Below are 15,275 nucleotides of genomic sequence, written 5' to 3'. Positions count from 1 at the left end.
CCGGTCAGACGGTAAAGCTTTCTCCGCAGCCACAGGCGCCCTTGGCGTTGGGATTGTTGAACACGAAGCCGGCGGTGAAATCGTCTTCCACCCAGTCCATCGTGCTGCCGATCAGATACAGCACTGAAGCCCCGTCGATGTAGAACACGCCGCCGGGTGTCTCGATCTTCTCGTCCAGCGTCGTTTCCTGCGTCACATAGTCCACCGAATACGCTAGGCCCGAGCAGCCCCGGCGCGGGGTGGACAGCTTGACGCCCACGGCATCGGCGGGCGCCTCGCGCATCAGCTTGGCGATCCGCGCCTGCGCGTTGGCGGTCAGTTCGACCGCGGCGGGACGGGGGCGTGCGATGCGGGTTGCAGTTTCGGTCATGTGAACCTCTTTTGCCAGAACAACGCGTGTCCGGATTCGCTGTCGAGCTGGTAATCGCCATACCCCAGCTTTGCGTAGAGCGCCTTTGCGCGATGATTGCCGCTCAACACTTCGAGCGTGACCTTGCAGGCGCCGCGCTTGCGCCCTTCGTGCTCGATCGCGGCGAACAGGGCGCGGGCTACGCCTTTGCCGCGCTGCTGCGGCACCACCGCCACATCATGGATGTTGACCAAGGGGCGCGCGGCGAAGGTGGAAAAGCCCATGAAGCAGTTGGCCAGGCCGACAGGCTCCCCGTCCAGCCGCGCCAGCAGCACGAATGCGCCGGGCACTTGCGCCAGCGCAGGCACCAGCCGCTCCTTGACGTCGGCCGGCAGCGGCACGCCGCCGCCCATCGGATCGCGTGCATAGACATCGAGCAGATGCACGATCGCCGCGCCATCCGCAGCGTCGGACAGGTCCGCCTGCGCGATCACGATGTCGTTGAGCACAGCGTCCTGGGTCATAGCATCCCCAGTTCCAGCTTGGCCTCGTCGGTCATCTTGGCCATGTCCCACGGCGGGTCCCACACCAGGCTGACTTCGCAGTCGCGCACACCGGGCACCGCCGCCACGCGCATTTCCACTTCGCCAGGCATCGATTCGGCAACCGGGCAATGCGGCGTGGTGAGCGTCATCATCACCGCGACCGACGCATCGGGAGATACCTCGACGCCGTAAATCAGCCCCAGATCGTAGATGTTGACCGGAATTTCAGGGTCGAAGATTTCCTTCAGCGCTTGGATCACGCCTTCGTAGATCGCGCCGCCCGGCTCCGCAGGGTTCTGGTCCGCCGGCGCTTCCGCCAGGAACCCGGCCAGGTAATCGCGCTTGCGCTCACCACTGTCGGCAGGCGGCGCCGCATCGTCCACGCGGGCGCGCGGCGGCGGCGGAGCGGCGTCTACATGCTCGACGCTGAAGTTGGGCTTCTCGTCGTTCATCCAAAAATTCTCCTGGTGCGCTCAATCCCTTTCAGGAGCGCTTCGATATCTGTTTCGTCGCTGTAGAGGCCGAAGCTGGCCCGCGCCGTGGCGGGCACGCCCAGATGTTCCATCAGCGGTTGTGCGCAGTGATGCCCGGCACGGATCGCCACGCCTTCCTCGTCCAATATGGTGCCAAGGTCGTGCGGATGCACCCCGTCCAGCGCAAAACTGACGATGCCAAGCCCGTCTTCCGGGCCGAACACGGTCACATCGTTGCGTTTGCGCAGTTCGGCGCGCAACACGGCGGCAAGTTCGCGCTCATGACGCTCGGCACGGTCAAGCCCGATGCCGGCAAGCCAGTCCATCGCCGCGGCCATGCCGATCGCCTCCACGATGTTGGGCGTGCCCGCCTCGAACCGCTGGGGCGCGGGCGCGAAAGTGGTCTTTTCGAAGGTGACCTTGTCGATCATCGACCCTCCGCCCTGCCACGGCGGCATCGCGTCAAGGATCGCCTTGCGCGCCCACAGCACGCCGATGCCGGTGGGGCCATAGAGTTTATGAGCGGAAAACGCGTAGAAATCGCAATCCAGCGCGAGCATGTCCAGCGCCAGACGCGGGGCGGCCTGGCATCCGTCGATCAGCAGTTTCGCGCCCACGGCGTGCGCCAACTTCGCCGCGCGGGCAACGTCCAGCACCGATCCCAGAACGTTGGACACATGCGCAAAGGCCACCAGCTTGTGCGCCGGGGTAAGCATCCGTTCCGCCGCGTCGAGATCGATCCGCCCATCCGGGGTGAGCGGGCACACATCGATCGCCACCCCGCCGCGCAGCAGCTGCCACGGCACGATGTTGGAGTGATGCTCTAGCAAGGACACCAGAATGCGATCGCCTGCACGCAAGTTTTCGGCAGCCCAGCTTTGCGCCACCAGATTGATCGATTCCGTGGCGCCACGGGTAAAGACGATTTCGTCCTCGTGCGCGTTCAGGAACGCGGCGGTGCGTCGGCGCGCGGCCTCGAAAGCCACCGTCATGTCTGCCGAGCGCGCGTAAACACCGCGATGAACGGTGGCGTAATTCGCGCCCATCGCGTGCACCGTGGCGTCGATCACCGCTTGCGGCTTTTGCGCCGTGGCGGCGGTGTCCAGATAGTGCCAGTTGTCCGCCAGCCCGGGGAACTGGTCCTTGAGCGTGCGTTGTACGGTATCGGTCGTCACAGGATCGCCTCCAGCCGGGCCAGCGCTGCCGCGCTCAGCGTCGCCTCGTCCGGCGCACCGGTGAACGCCTCGGCGATGAACGCCTGCAGCATCAGCCGCTTGGCTTGCGCCGGGGTGAGCCCGCGTGACATCAGATAGAACAGCCCTTGGGCATCCAGTTCGCCCACGGCGCAGCCATGCGCGGCCTTGACGTCGTCGGCGTAGATTTCAAGCTCGGGCCGGGCGTTGGCGGTCGCGGTGCGCTCCAGCAGCATGGCTCGCACGGATTGCCCGGCATCGGTGCCGTCCGCCCCGCGCGCCACAGCGATCCGGCCCAGGTACGTGCCGACCGATTTGCCGGCCAGCACCGTGCGCACGATCTGCGCCGATGTGGCGTTCAGCCCGGTGTGGGTCACCTCGGTGACGATCTCCAGCGTCTCCGCCCCGGCCGCCAGTTGTGCCGCGCCCAGCGTGAAGTCCGCGTCATCGGCCAGCCGCACGTCGATGGCGATGCGGCCATAGGACGGGCCGCCGCTCAAGATGCGAAGGTCGAACTTTGCGCCTTTGCCAAGGGTGATCGACACATGGCGCGCCACCGCGCCCGCGCCGGTCTCGACGATCTGCAGCGTGTCACTTGCGCCATCGGCAACGACGATCTCCTGCGTCGGGATCGGCCACACGCTTTCCAGCGCTGCGAGGTCCGAATAGCGGAAATCCTCGTGCTTGCGGGTGGGCAGGGTCATTGCGACGTTCATGCCGCCGTCTCTTGCACCACCGCCTCGTAACCTTCTTCTTCCAGGCGCAGGGCAAGGTCGGCCCCGCCGGACTTGACGATGCGCCCTGCCGCAAGAACGTGCACGAAGTCCGGCTTCACGTAATCGAGCAGCCGCTGGTAGTGGGTGATCAGCAGCACTGCCTTGTCAGGCTTGCGCATGATCGCGTTGATGCCCTCGCCGCAGATCCGCAGCGCATCGATGTCGAGGCCGGAATCGGTCTCGTCGAGGATCGCCAGCCGGGGATCGAGGATGCCCATCTGCACCATCTCGGCGCGCTTCTTTTCACCGCCGGAGAAGCCCACGTTCACCGGGCGCTTGAGCATGTCCATGTCCATGCGCAGCAGGCCCGCCTTTTCGCGCGCCAGCTTCAGGAACTCACCGCCGGACAGCGGCTCTTCGCCGCGGCCCTTGCGCTGCGCGTTCGCCGCTTCGCGCAGGAACTGGACGAACGAAACGCCGGGGATTTCCACCGGGTACTGGAAACCCAGGAACAGGCCGGTCGCCGCGCGTTCGTGCGGTTCCAATTCCAGCAAGTCTTGGCCCAAAAAGTCCACGGTCCCGCCGGTCACGTCATAACCGGGGCGACCGCCCAAGGTGTAGCCCAGCGTGGACTTGCCGGCGCCGTTGGGCCCCATGATCGCGTGGATTTCACCAGCGTTGATGGTGAGCGACAATCCCTTGAGGATCGGCTTGTCGGCGACGGTGGCCTGAAGATTGTGTATCGTGAGCATGGTTTATCCCTCGTCGCTCATAAAGGCGCTGGCAGGGCGCGTTCCAGCCTTGCGGCGGGCGCTGCGCTTGTCGAACGGCACGGCAAGTTCGGTTTCGATTTCGCGCACCACGCTGGTGACGTTGCCGGTCACCTCATCCTCTGAAAAGCGCAGCACGCGGATGCCCACTTCGGTCAGCTTGCGGTCCTGCAGCTCGTTCACGTCGGGGTTGGAATCCTCGGCGCTCAACTGAATTACGATCCAGCGCGACGGGCAGGCGAAATCGACGATCGCCGAGCCGACAACGGACTGGCGGATGAACTTGACCCCGCCCAGCTTCGAGCCGGACAGCTGCGCCCACAAGGCTTTCTGCGCCTCGGTCGGGTTGCGGCGCTGATCGCGCGCGCGTTCCTTCAGCGTCTCCAGCCGCGCGCCAGTTACGGCAAAGCTGGCCTTGGCGTCCGCCTTGGGCGTGCCCGCCGCGAGGCTGACGCCGAGTGTCTTGCGAGCGGCGGTCATGGATGCTTGTCCTTCATCATTCATAGTCGGCATGCAGGGTTCACCCCACGCTCCCTTCCAGGCTGATGCCCAGAAGCTTCTGCGCTTCTACCGCGAATTCCATCGGCAACTGCTGCAGCACTTCCTTGGCAAAGCCGTTGACGATCAGCGCCACCGCGCTTTCGGTATCGAGGCCGCGCTGCATCGCGTAGAACAGCTGGTCGTCGCTGATCTTGCTGGTGGTGGCTTCATGCTCGATCTGGGCACTGGGGTTGCGCACTTCGATGTAGGGCACGGTATGCGCGCCGCAGTCCTTGCCCAGCAGCAGCGAATCGCACTGGGTGAAATTGCGCACGCCGTCCGCATTGGCGGCCACGCGCACCAGCCCGCGATAGGTGTTGTTGGACTTGCCGGCGCTGATGCCCTTGGAGATGATCGTGGACCGGCTGCCCTTGCCGTTGTGGATCATCTTGGTCCCGGTATCGGCCTGCTGGTAATTGTTGGTGACCGCCACGGAGTAGAATTCACCTACCGAATCCTCGCCGTTGAGGACGCAGCTGGGATACTTCCACGTGACGGCTGATCCGGTTTCGACCTGGGTCCAGGAAATCTTGCTGCGCGCGCCTTGGCACAGCCCGCGCTTGGTCACGAAGTTGTAGATGCCGCCCTTGCCGGAAGCATCGCCGGGATACCAGTTCTGGACGGTGGAATACTTGATCTCCGCATCGTCCATCGCGACCAGTTCCACCACCGCCGCATGCAGCTGGTTTTCGTCGCGCATCGGGGCGGTGCAGCCTTCCAGATAGGACACGTAGCTGCCCTTTTCGGCCACGATCAGGGTGCGCTCGAACTGGCCGGTATTCTCCGCGTTGATGCGGAAATACGTGCTCAGTTCCATGGGGCAGCGCACGCCTTCGGGGATGTAGACGAAGGTCCCGTCCGAAAAGACCGCGCAGTTCAGGGTGGCGAAGTAATTGTCGTTCATCGGCACGACTTTGCCCAGCCACTTGCGGACAAGCTCGGGAAATTCGCGGATCGCTTCGGAGATCGACCGGAAGATGACGCCCGCCTGCTCCAGTTCCTTGCGGAAGGTGGTGGCGACGGAGACCGAATCGAACACCGCGTCCACCGCCACCCGGCGCGCGCCCTCCACGCCGGCGAGCACTTTCTGCTCCTCCAGCGGAATGCCCAGCTTTTCGTAGACGCGCAGGATCTCGGGATCGACCTCGTCCAGGCTGGCGAGCGTATCCTTCTTCTTTGGCGCGGCCCAGTAATACGAATCCTGATAATCGATCGGCGGCACGTTCAGCTTCGCCCAGTCCGGCGGGGTCATCTCCAGCCAGCGAGCATATGCTTTCAGCCGCCACTCCAGCATCCATTCGGGCTCGTTCTTCTTGGCCGAAATGAACCGCACGGTATCTTCGGACAGGCCCTTGGGGCCGTATTCCTGCTCGATATCGGACGACCAGCCGTGTTCGTAGTCCGCCGCGCGGGCGGCAGCGTCACGCGCAGCCTGATCGCGCTCGGGGGCGATGGGCAAGGTTTCCTGGGTCATCTCACACTTCCTCGACGAGCTGGGTCAGCGCAACCTGGGCGAGCGCACCGCGCACGGCGGCGTTCACTTGCGGCCAGTGGCTTTTCACGTGGCAGCTTTGCTCCAGCGTGCAGTCACTTTTCACCCGGTCCATGCAGGTGGTCAGAGCAATGGGCCCATCGACCGCCTCAACGATATCGGCCAGCGAAATGGCCGACGGGGGGCGTGCCAGCCGCAAGCCGCCACCAACGCCGCGCGAGGTGCGCATCAGGCCTGCCGCCGTCAGCTTGCTCACCAGTTTTTGCACGGTAGGCGTAGGCAAACCGGTTTCGGCGGCGAGCTGGGCTGCGGATATCCGCGCTCGGCGCCCGCCCGCGCTTTCGATCAGCGAACAGGTGCCGCAATGCCGCGCCGCCGCCGACATGACGATGACGGCATAATCTGCCATGCTGGAAAGGCGCATTGCGGGGCTCGCGAACCTTGTTGCTATATCGCCGACTCAACTGGGCGCTAAATCGGATCAAATAATTCCGATTTCATCTAGGGGAAGTTTTAGCCGGTTTCAATGCCCTTGTGCCAACCTCCGACCACCCCGGATGGTCGCAGACGAAAAAAAGGCGATCTCCAGCCAAGCCGGAAACCGCCTTTAAAGGTAATAAAGAACTTGAGCGCGAAGCTGCAAGCCCTTCGGGTCGCAGCGCCTGTCTATGCCTCTGATCGTGCGATTCATTGTATAAACGCGACACCATCCTCGTAGCTTTGCGTAGAATTCGCAATTTCATTTCGCAGATGCAGCAGGAAAGAAGGTTTGAGCCGCGCCGTGCGCGTGGGTATGCCCCCCCCGTGCTATATTCCCTGCTCAAGCCCGCCCTGTTCCGAATCGACGCCGAGCGCGCCCATGGCCTGGCGCTGCAGGCGCTGAGGCGCTCGCCCTGGCTCACGCCCGCGCCGTTCCCCATGCTGGCCACGAGCGTTGCCGGCTTGGCGTTTCCCAATCCCGTTGGCATGGCCGCCGGGTTCGACAAGGACGGCGAGGTGCCCGATGCCTTGCTGGGGCTGGGCTTCGGCTTTGTGGAAGTGGGATCGATCACGCCGCTGCCTCAGGCCGGCAACCCGAAACCGCGCCTGTTCCGGTTGGTGGAGGACCGCGCGGTCATCAACCGGATGGGCTTCAACAACGGCGGGGCGGATGCCGCGTTCGCCCGGCTCAGCCAGCGCAAGGCACGCGGCGGGGTGGTGGGGATCAACATCGGCGCGAACAAGGATTCGTCCGATCGCGTTGCTGATTATGCGATCATGACCCGGCGCATGGCCCCGCTGGCGAGCTATCTGGCGGTCAACATCTCCAGCCCCAATACGCCGGGACTGCGCGCATTGCAGGACGAATCGGCGCTGATCGGCTTGCTTGACGCCGTGACGGAGGCGCGCGATGCCGTGTGCGGGAAAGTCGGGCCGCCGATCTTCCTCAAGGTGGCGCCCGATCTGGAGCTGGCGGACATTGATGCCATTGCGCGCATTGCCATCGACCAGCGGCTGGGCGCGCTCATCGTATCCAACACCACCATTTCGCGCCCCGCCCTGGCCTCGGCCCATGCCGGCGAAACGGGGGGCCTGTCCGGCGCACCCTTGCGCGATCTGGCCCAGCAACGGCTGCGGGATTTTCGCACCGCCACGGGCGGCGCCGTGCCGCTTGTGGGCGTGGGCGGCATCGCCAATGCAGACGATGCCTGGGCCCGCATCCGCGCCGGGGCCAGTGTCATCCAGCTTTACAGCGCGATGGTATATGGAGGCCCGGGGATCGCCAGGTCCATCTGCAAGGGATTGGCGGCGCGCATGGCGCGCGATGGCTTTTCCTCGATAGCGCAAGCCGTGGGCACGGGCTGAGCATCGCTGCAACCGGCTGGTGGACCGGGCGTTTGCCAAGCAGAGGAGTTGGAAGAGGATATGGGGGCGGTCATGGAGCTGGCGGATTTCGACCGGAGCCCGAACATCGTGGCGCTGTTCCTGCAACGCGCCGCACACCTGGGCGACGCGCCCATGTTGCGGGTCAAGCGCAGCGACCAGTGGCAGGCGGTCAGTTGGGCGGAGGCTGCGCGCCAAGTTGCGCTGATTGCGCAGTCCCTGCTTCAGCTGGGTCTCAAGCCAGGCGACCGGGTGCTGATCGTGTCTGAAAACCGGCCTGAATGGTGCCTGGCCGACCTTGCGATCATGGCGGCAGGCTGCGTGACCGTGCCGACCTACACCACCAACACCACCCGCGATCATATCCACATCCTTGAAAATTCCGGCGCGCGCGCGGCCATCGTCTCCACCGCAAAGCTGGGCCGGGTGCTGCTGCCCGCCATCGTCCAGACGGACCTGTGCAAGCACGTCATCGGCATGGAGCCGCTGGCCCCGATGCAGGGCGGCGCCTTCGAGACGCATGTGTGGGACGACCTGCTACGCGGCGATGCCGGGAACGCGCGCGCAGGGATGGAACGCCGCATCGCCGCGATCGGCCGGCAGGACCTGGCCTGCATCATCTACACCAGCGGCACCGGCGGCGCGCCGCGCGGGGTGCGCCAGCATCACGGCATGCTGCTGTCCAATGTGGCGGGCGCCGCGCAAATCATCGCTGAGGATTTCGGGTGGGACAAGGGCGGACCAGCCGGGGATGGCAAGCGCGAGATATTCCTGTCCTTCCTGCCGCTCAGCCATGCTTACGAGCACACCGGCGGCCAGTGGCTGCCCATCGGCCTTGGCGGGGAGATCTACTATTCTGAAGGCTTGGACAAGCTTGCCGCCAATATCGAGGAGGTGCGGCCCACCGTGATGGTGGTCGTCCCGCGCCTGTTCGAAGTGCTGCGCACGCGCATCATGAAGCAGGTGGAAAAACAGGGTGCGATCCCCGCCCGGCTGATGGAATGGGCGATCGGCGGCGGCCAGCGCAGCCAGGCCGGCAAGCGGCGCCTGATCGACTATCCGCTCAACCTGCTGATTGAGCGCACCTTGCGGCCAAAGGTCCGCGCGCGGTTCGGAGGCCGGATGAAAGCGCTGGTTTCGGGCGGCGCGCCGCTAAACCCGGAGATCGGCGTATTCTTCGAGGCGATGGGGCTCACGCTGCTGCAGGGTTATGGGCAGACCGAGGCCGGTCCTATCATAAGTTGCAATCGCCCGGCTGCCGGCGTGAAATTCGAAACGGTCGGCCCACCCCTGCGCGGGGTGGAGGTGCGCATCGCCGCTGACGGCGAAATCCTGGTGCGCGGCGAACTGGTGATGAACGGCTATTGGCAGAACGAGGCGGCAACCGCCAACGTGCTGAAAGATGGCTGGCTGCACACCGGAGACATCGGCCATATCGACAGCCAGGGGCGCATCGCGATCACCGACCGCAAGAAGGACATGATCGTGAACGACAAGGGCGACAACGTCTCGCCCCAGAAGATCGAATCGATGCTCACCCTGCAGCCGGAGATCGCGCAAGCCATGGTTTCCGGGGATCGCAGGCCTTACGTGGTCGGGCTAATCGTGCCGGATGCCGATTGGGCTTTGCAATGGACGCGGGACAACGGCGAGGTTTTCGACTTTCGCAAACTGCAGGATCTTCCCGCCTTTCGCACCGCCCTTCGCACCGCAATCGACCGGGTCAACGCCGACCTTTCCGTCACTGAGAAGGTCCGCCAGTTCGCCTTTGCCGAGGAGCCGTTCTCGATCGACAATGAGGAAATGACACCCAGCCTGAAAGTGCGCCGGCACAAGCTGAAAGAGCGTTACGGCGCCAGGCTGGACGCTTTGTATCGCGCATGATCGGAAACGCGCACGCAACTGCGGCGTTCATTGGCCAAAGTCATAGAAAGCCAATACCCGATGCGTGCGTTTCCTTGCCCCAATTGCAGCCGCCTGAACCATTTCGAGGTCCGGGTCTGTCCCGGCTGCAACGCCACCGTCGGCTTCGATCCCGCCATCGATGCGTTCCGCTTCCTGGCCGATGCAGCCACCGTATGGCGGGACCGCGCGGGCCACACCGCCGATGTGGTGGTGTGCGCCAACAATAACGACTTCCAGATCTGCAACTGGCTGGTGGACGCTGCCAGTGCCACGCCGTTGTGCCAGGCCTGCCGCCATAACCGCACCATCCCCGACTTGTCCGAGCCGTCGGTACCGGTGCGCTGGGCCAAGATCGAAGCGGCCAAGCGCCGGCTGTTCTACTCCCTCATCCGGCTGGGCCTCCCGCGTGAGACCAAGGCGCAGGAAGGCGCTGGCGTGCAGGGCCTGGCATTCGACTTTCTGTATGATGCGCAGGCTGAGCAAGACGGCAATCCCAAGATTTACACCGGCCACGATGGCGGGATCATCACGCTCAACCTGATCGAGGCGGACGATGCGCAGCGCGAACGCATCCGCCTGGCCATGCGCGAACCCTACCGCACGCTGCTGGGGCATTTCCGGCACGAAGTGGGCCATCACTACTGGTCTCGGCTGATCGAAAACGATCCCGCCCAGCTGGACGCGTTCCGCGCGGTCTTCGGTGACGAGCGCGAGGATTACCAGCAGGCCCTGCAGTCCCACTATTCCGACGATGGGTCCAAGATCTGGACCGACGATTTCGTCAGCTATTACGCCACCATGCACCCGTGGGAGGATTTCGCCGAAACTTTCGCGCATTATCTGCACATGGTGGACGTGCTGGCCACGGCCGGCGGCTTCGATTTGTCACTGGCGACGATGCCGGGCCAGGATGAAGGGCTTGCGGAACATTCCGCCTTCGATCCCTACACCGCCGACGCCCGGGCTCTGGCCGACGCAATGGGGCCACTGGCGTTCGCCATGAACGCCATCAACCGGTCCATGGGCCAGCCGGATCTCTATCCGTTCCGCCTATCGAACGCCGTCGTAACCAAGATCGCCTTCGTGCAGCAAATGGTCACCACGGCCCGCAACGCCCGGTCCGCCCCCGAACCTGAACCCCATGCGGTCGCCGCCTAAGCGGGCGCGATCAGATCAGTCCGGCCAGGGGGCTGGACGGATCGGCATACCGGCGCGTCGCCATGCGGCCCGAAAGGTACGCGTGCCGGCCCGCTTCCACCGCCAGACGCATCGCCCGGGCCATGCGGATCGGGTCTTTCGCTTCGGCAATGGCAGTGTTCATCAATACCCCGTCACATCCCAGTTCCATGGCCACGGCTGCGTCTGACGCGGTACCCACGCCCGCATCCACCAGCACCGGCACCTTGGCACCTTCCACGATGAGGCGGATCGTCACCCGGTTCTGGATGCCAAGCCCGGAACCGATCGGCGCGCCTAGCGGCATGATCGCCACCGCGCCTGCGTCTTCCAGCTGTTTGGCGGCAATGGGATCATCGACGCAGTAGACCATCGGCAGGAAGCCCTCGCGCGCAAGGATCTCGGTCGCCTTCAGGGTTTCGCGCATGTCTGGGTAAAGCGTGCGCGCTTCGCCCAGCACTTCCAGCTTCACCAGATCCCAGCCACCAGCCTCGCGCGCCAGACGCAGGGTGCGGATCGCGTCCTCGGCGTTGAAGCACCCGGCGGTGTTGGGCAGATAGGTCACCTGGCGCGGATCGATGAAATCGGTGAGCATCGGCGCGTTTGGGTCGGAGACGTTGACCCGCCGAACGGCAACGGTCACGATTTCAGCGCCGGATGCCTCCAGCGCCGCCGCATTCTGGGCGAAGTCCTTGTACTTGCCCGTTCCCACGATCAGCCGGGAGGTGAACGTGCGCCCGGCCACTGTCCAAGTGTCGGGCGTGGCAAGGGTAGTCGGGTTCTCGGTCACAGTTCGCGTCCTTTCGGGGAGCGTAAACGATCAGGGCTGGAACGCGGCAAAATCATCCACCGCCCACGAAGTGCACGATCTCCAAGGTATCGCCACTGTCCAAAATGGTGTGGGCAAGCTGGGAACGCGGGGCGATTTCGCCGTTGCGCTCCACCGCCACCTTTTGCGGGTCGAGGCCCAGCCCCGTCACCAGATCGGCAATGCTCGATCCGGGCGCGATGCGGCGTGGTTCGCCGTTGACGGTAAGCAGAAGTTGCGCAGTCATCAGCCGCAGATAGCGTTCAGCGCAGGGAGCGCAAGGTATCCCGGCGTGATGGCTGACGCATGTTCAGTGTGCGGCGTGCACGTTCCGGATATGGCCCAGCGCCACCAGGCTCACGCCCATGATCGTCAGCACGGCTTCGGGCGTTCCATGGCCCACCAGCAAGGCCCCGGCCATAAGCGACAACCCCGCCCCGCCGATGATAAGCGGCGCGATCCGGCCATGACGGCGCACACCGAGGCCCAGCGACAGAAGGCCGACGCCAAGCGCCAAGCCCAGCCCGACGCGATGGATAGCGGGCGACAGCAGCGCCTCTCCGCCCAGCCCCAGAACGCCCACCAGAACGACGCCCAGGATGCAGTGCACGGCGCAAAGGCCGCTCAGGATGATCCCGGCGCGGTCAAGGCGATCACGAATCGAAAGGAAGGCTGCTTGCATACCAAGGTATCTATGTGATGTTGTAACATCATTCAAGACCCTTTGCCGCAGCGTTGCTGGTGGCGGGCGCTTTGCGACGCTAGAGGGTTGCGAAAACCATCGCTACGCCGCACTGGTGAGCGGCATCAGGAGAGAAACGTCAGCATGAGAGTGAACGACGGCCGTCCGATCATCGGCACCAGCGACGACATCGCGCCCATGATCCGCTGGCTGCTGAGCGTGGCCGTGCTGGTGGTGCTGATGGTGGCGGTGGGGGGCATTACCAGGCTGACCGAGTCCGGCCTGTCGATCACCCAATGGAAACCCATTACCGGCGTGATCCCGCCGCTGACGGACGCGCAGTGGCAGGCCGAATTTGCCCGTTACAAGCAGATCCCCCAGTATCTCGACGTCAACGGCCCTGCCGGCATGACCTTGGCGCAATACAAGTTCATCTTCTTTTGGGAGTGGGTGCACCGGCTGCTCGGGCGCGTGATCGGCTTGGCTTTCGCGGTGCCGCTGGCGTGGTTCTGGTTCAAACGGACCATCCCTGGCGGCTACAAGCCGCGCTTGCTGGCCCTGCTCGCGCTGGGCGCGCTGCAAGGGGTGGTTGGCTGGTGGATGGTGTCCTCCGGGCTCAGCGCGCAGGCGATGGACCGGGTGAGCCACTTCCGCCTGGCCGCGCACTTGCTCACGGCGCTGTTCACGCTGGGCGGGTTGGTCTGGACCGCGCTGGACCTCAAAGCGCTGCAACGCGGCGCGGCGCGATCGCGGCTTACCGGCTTTGGCACGGTAGTGCTGGCGATGCTGGCGGTGCAGCTGTTCATGGGCGCGATGGTTGCGGGCCTGCGCGCGGGCTATGTCGCCGGCGCCGGCTGGCTGCGCTGGGATGCCTGGCCGCTGATGCAAGGCAGCGCCTTCCCTGACGGGGTGGACTGGTCACGCGGGCCGCTGCATGCGCTGGTGAATGACCCGTACCTCACCCATTTCGTGCATCGCTGGTGGGCATGGGCGGTGGTCGCCGCGCTGGTGGTGATGGGCCGCAAGCTGCGCGCCATGGGCCACCGCAACGTCTCCATGGCGGCGCACATCGCGGTCGGCACGCAAGTGCTGCTGGGCATCTTTACCGTGTGGTCGGGGGTGACGCTGTGGATCGCGGTGGCGCACCAGCTGTGCGGGGCGCTGCTGGTGGCCGCGACCGCGTGGGGCGCGCACACCCTGGGCCGGCGCGGTTGACACCGGCGTGAATCGCAGCGGTATTATTTTACCTCTCTGAAATGCCGCGGATTGCTTGACTTTGCAGGCCGTTTCGACGATTTGGCCGCTTCCGCGCTGCTCGGGGATTCCTCTCACGGGTGGCGCACGAATTTATAGGGATAGACCAGCCATGAAGGCGCTCACGAAGGTCACCCGGTCGATCAAGCCGGCCGAGGTGGAAAAGAAGTGGCATCTAATCGATGCCGAAGGGCTTGTTGTCGGCCGCCTCGCCGTCATCATCGCCGACCTGCTGCGCGGCAAGCACAAGCCCAGCTTCACCCCCCATGTCGATTGCGGTGACCATGTCGTCGTGATCAACGCGGAAAAGGTGCGCTTCACGGGCAACAAGCTCAAGCAGCAGACCTATTACAAGCACACCGGTTATGCCGGCGGCATCAAGGAAGTCACCGCAGACAAGGTTCTGGCCGGCCGTTTCCCGGAGCGCGTGCTTGAAAAGGCGGTTGAGCGCATGATCCCGCGCGGCCCGCTTGGCCGTGACCAGATGCGTGCCCTGCACCTGTATGCCGGCACCGAGCATCCTCATGGTGGTACCCAGCCCGAAGCGCTCGACGTCGCTTCCATGAACCGCAAGAACAAGGTGGGCGCGTAATGTCCGACAACGAAACCGTTCAGAGCCTGTCCGACCTCAAGGACATCACCGGCGACGTCACCGTTGCTGACAACGAAACCGCTGCCGTCACCCCGCGCGTGTCGACGATGCCGCTGCGCGAGCAGCAGATCGACGCCCAGGGCCGCGCGTATGCAACCGGTCGCCGCAAGGACGCCGTAGCCCGCGTCTGGATCAAGCCCGGCTCGGGCAAGATCATCGTCAATGGCCGTGACCAGGAAGTGTACTTCGCCCGTCCGACCCTGCGCCTGGTGATCAACCAGACGTTCCAGGTCGCTGGCCGCGAAGACCAGTACGACGTGATCGCCACCGTCAAAGGCGGCGGTCTGTCAGGTCAGGCCGGCGCTGTGAAGCACGGTATCGCCCAGGCGCTGACCCGCTACGAGCCGGCCCTGCGCGCCGCCGTCAAGGCTGCCGGCTTCCTGACCCGCGATCCGCGCGTCGTCGAACGTAAGAAGTACGGCCGCGCCAAGGCACGCCGCAGCTTCCAGTTCTCGAAGCGCTGATACGGGCCGCAAGGTACCTTCAGTTTACCAAAAAGGGTCGCGGGCAACCGCGGCCCTTTTTCTTTGCTTTGTGCAGGTTTGTTGATGAAATACACGCGCGCACGTGCTGTTTGAAATGCGCCATGGACCACGATTGCAAAGAGCCGATGCGAACATAGCGGCGTTTGCCGATGTAGGAAAATGCCAAGCGCTGAGCCTTGCCGGCGTGGGCATGATCTGGCCGGTTGCCGGCATCCCCGTCAGGGCGCTGCAAGCCAAAACATTTGGCGCTGACAATCAAGTTCAAACCCAGAGGCCGCCAATCGTCAAGTCTTGGCCATAGACTGCACTAAGTCCACGTATTACCATGCCTGCAAATAGTATTACTGAATCAGGCTGTCAAGTATTACGAGG

The 15,275-nt window shown here is 64.5% G+C and carries 19 protein-coding genes; 6 read left to right on the top strand and 13 right to left on the bottom strand.

The window, feature by feature from the left end; translation table 11 throughout:
- Positions 1 to 4 precede the first annotated feature (4 nt).
- The 9 genes from ASE49_RS01540 to ASE49_RS01500 are packed head-to-tail and all read right to left on the bottom strand — an operon-like array spanning position 5 to position 6,502.
- The gene (locus tag ASE49_RS01540) at positions 5 to 370 is read right to left on the bottom strand and encodes a HesB/IscA family protein (protein ID WP_056767962.1); all 366 of its coding nucleotides are present in this window, start codon (positions 368 to 370) and stop codon (positions 5 to 7) included.
- Entirely contained in the window at positions 367 to 873 is a 507-nt protein-coding gene (locus ASE49_RS01535; protein ID WP_056767959.1) for a GNAT family N-acetyltransferase, read from the bottom strand. Before ASE49_RS01535 ends, ASE49_RS01540 begins: the two co-directional genes overlap by 4 nt.
- On the bottom strand, positions 870 to 1,346 hold the full coding sequence (locus ASE49_RS01530; protein ID WP_056767956.1) for an SUF system Fe-S cluster assembly protein: 477 nt from the start codon (positions 1,344 to 1,346) through the stop codon (positions 870 to 872). The genes ASE49_RS01535 and ASE49_RS01530 overlap by 4 nt, the downstream gene beginning before the upstream one ends.
- Entirely contained in the window at positions 1,343 to 2,542 is a 1,200-nt protein-coding gene (locus ASE49_RS01525) for an aminotransferase class V-fold PLP-dependent enzyme (protein ID WP_056767953.1), read from the bottom strand. The genes ASE49_RS01530 and ASE49_RS01525 overlap by 4 nt, the downstream gene beginning before the upstream one ends.
- Positions 2,539 to 3,276, bottom strand: a complete 738-nt coding sequence (locus ASE49_RS01520) for a SufD family Fe-S cluster assembly protein (protein ID WP_056767950.1) — start codon at positions 3,274 to 3,276, stop codon at positions 2,539 to 2,541. The genes ASE49_RS01525 and ASE49_RS01520 overlap by 4 nt, the downstream gene beginning before the upstream one ends.
- Positions 3,273 to 4,028 (bottom strand): Fe-S cluster assembly ATPase SufC, encoded by a 756-nt coding sequence (gene sufC / locus ASE49_RS01515; RefSeq protein ID WP_056767946.1) that lies wholly within the window; start codon positions 4,026 to 4,028, stop codon positions 3,273 to 3,275. Before sufC ends, ASE49_RS01520 begins: the two co-directional genes overlap by 4 nt.
- A 3-nt stretch (positions 4,029 to 4,031) precedes the next feature.
- Positions 4,032 to 4,526, bottom strand: coding sequence for an endonuclease domain-containing protein (locus ASE49_RS01510; protein WP_056768632.1), 495 nt, complete (start codon positions 4,524 to 4,526; stop codon positions 4,032 to 4,034).
- A gap of 40 nt (positions 4,527 to 4,566) precedes the next feature.
- Positions 4,567 to 6,060, bottom strand: a complete 1,494-nt coding sequence (gene sufB, locus ASE49_RS01505) for a Fe-S cluster assembly protein SufB (protein ID WP_056767943.1) — start codon at positions 6,058 to 6,060, stop codon at positions 4,567 to 4,569.
- A 1-nt stretch (position 6,061) separates the two neighbouring features.
- The gene (locus ASE49_RS01500; RefSeq protein ID WP_056767939.1) at positions 6,062 to 6,502 is read right to left on the bottom strand and encodes an SUF system Fe-S cluster assembly regulator; all 441 of its coding nucleotides are present in this window, start codon (positions 6,500 to 6,502) and stop codon (positions 6,062 to 6,064) included.
- Positions 6,503 to 6,828: 326 nt separating this feature from the next.
- On the opposite strand from ASE49_RS01500, the gene ASE49_RS01495 reads away from it, so the two are divergent.
- The 3 genes from ASE49_RS01495 to ASE49_RS01485 all read left to right on the top strand — a co-directional run bounded on the left by ASE49_RS01495 (position 6,829) and on the right by ASE49_RS01485 (position 11,004).
- The gene (locus ASE49_RS01495) at positions 6,829 to 7,923 is read left to right on the top strand and encodes a quinone-dependent dihydroorotate dehydrogenase (protein WP_056767936.1); all 1,095 of its coding nucleotides are present in this window, start codon (positions 6,829 to 6,831) and stop codon (positions 7,921 to 7,923) included.
- Between the two features lie 72 nt (positions 7,924 to 7,995).
- The gene (locus ASE49_RS01490; RefSeq protein WP_056768631.1) at positions 7,996 to 9,825 is read left to right on the top strand and encodes an AMP-dependent synthetase/ligase; all 1,830 of its coding nucleotides are present in this window, start codon (positions 7,996 to 7,998) and stop codon (positions 9,823 to 9,825) included.
- Between the two features lie 60 nt (positions 9,826 to 9,885).
- Positions 9,886 to 11,004: a zinc-binding metallopeptidase family protein gene (locus ASE49_RS01485; RefSeq protein WP_056767932.1), complete on the top strand. Its 1,119-nt coding sequence runs from the start codon at positions 9,886 to 9,888 to the stop codon at positions 11,002 to 11,004.
- A gap of 10 nt (positions 11,005 to 11,014) precedes the next feature.
- On the opposite strand, the gene ASE49_RS01480 is transcribed toward ASE49_RS01485, so the two are convergent.
- The 3 genes from ASE49_RS01480 to ASE49_RS01470 form a co-directional block, all read right to left on the bottom strand.
- Positions 11,015 to 11,812 carry a bifunctional sulfur carrier protein/thiazole synthase protein gene (locus tag ASE49_RS01480; RefSeq protein WP_056767929.1) on the bottom strand — a complete coding sequence of 266 codons (798 nt, stop codon included), beginning with the start codon at positions 11,810 to 11,812 and terminating at the stop codon, positions 11,015 to 11,017.
- A gap of 52 nt (positions 11,813 to 11,864) precedes the next feature.
- Positions 11,865 to 12,077 carry a sulfur carrier protein ThiS gene (gene thiS / locus ASE49_RS01475; protein ID WP_056767926.1) on the bottom strand — a complete coding sequence of 71 codons (213 nt, stop codon included), beginning with the start codon at positions 12,075 to 12,077 and terminating at the stop codon, positions 11,865 to 11,867.
- 63 nt (positions 12,078 to 12,140) lie between these two features.
- Positions 12,141 to 12,512: a MerC domain-containing protein gene (locus tag ASE49_RS01470; protein WP_056767922.1), complete on the bottom strand. Its 372-nt coding sequence runs from the start codon at positions 12,510 to 12,512 to the stop codon at positions 12,141 to 12,143.
- Positions 12,513 to 12,656: 144 nt separating this feature from the next.
- Between ASE49_RS01470 and ASE49_RS01465 the strand changes: the two genes are divergently transcribed.
- The 3 genes from ASE49_RS01465 to rpsI all read left to right on the top strand — a co-directional run bounded on the left by ASE49_RS01465 (position 12,657) and on the right by rpsI (position 14,882).
- Complete coding sequence (locus ASE49_RS01465) at positions 12,657 to 13,727, top strand: COX15/CtaA family protein (protein ID WP_056767919.1); 1,071 nt, start codon at positions 12,657 to 12,659, stop codon at positions 13,725 to 13,727.
- Between the two features lie 151 nt (positions 13,728 to 13,878).
- Positions 13,879 to 14,358 (top strand): 50S ribosomal protein L13, encoded by a 480-nt coding sequence (rplM, locus tag ASE49_RS01460; RefSeq protein ID WP_056767914.1) that lies wholly within the window; start codon positions 13,879 to 13,881, stop codon positions 14,356 to 14,358.
- Positions 14,358 to 14,882 carry a 30S ribosomal protein S9 gene (rpsI, locus tag ASE49_RS01455; protein ID WP_056767912.1) on the top strand — a complete coding sequence of 175 codons (525 nt, stop codon included), beginning with the start codon at positions 14,358 to 14,360 and terminating at the stop codon, positions 14,880 to 14,882. The genes rplM and rpsI overlap by 1 nt, the downstream gene beginning before the upstream one ends.
- Positions 14,883 to 14,901: 19 nt before the next feature.
- On the opposite strand, the gene ASE49_RS17990 is transcribed toward rpsI, so the two are convergent.
- Positions 14,902 to 15,168: a hypothetical protein gene (locus ASE49_RS17990; RefSeq protein WP_156370021.1), complete on the bottom strand. Its 267-nt coding sequence runs from the start codon at positions 15,166 to 15,168 to the stop codon at positions 14,902 to 14,904.
- Between the last annotated feature and the right edge of the window lie 107 nt (positions 15,169 to 15,275).

Origin of the sequence: Novosphingobium sp. Leaf2, assembly GCF_001421325.1 — a bacterium.
Lineage (GTDB): Bacteria > Pseudomonadota > Alphaproteobacteria > Sphingomonadales > Sphingomonadaceae > Novosphingobium.
The sequence above is the reverse complement of the archived record's forward strand: the minus strand, read 5'-3'. Positions and strand labels throughout refer to the sequence as shown.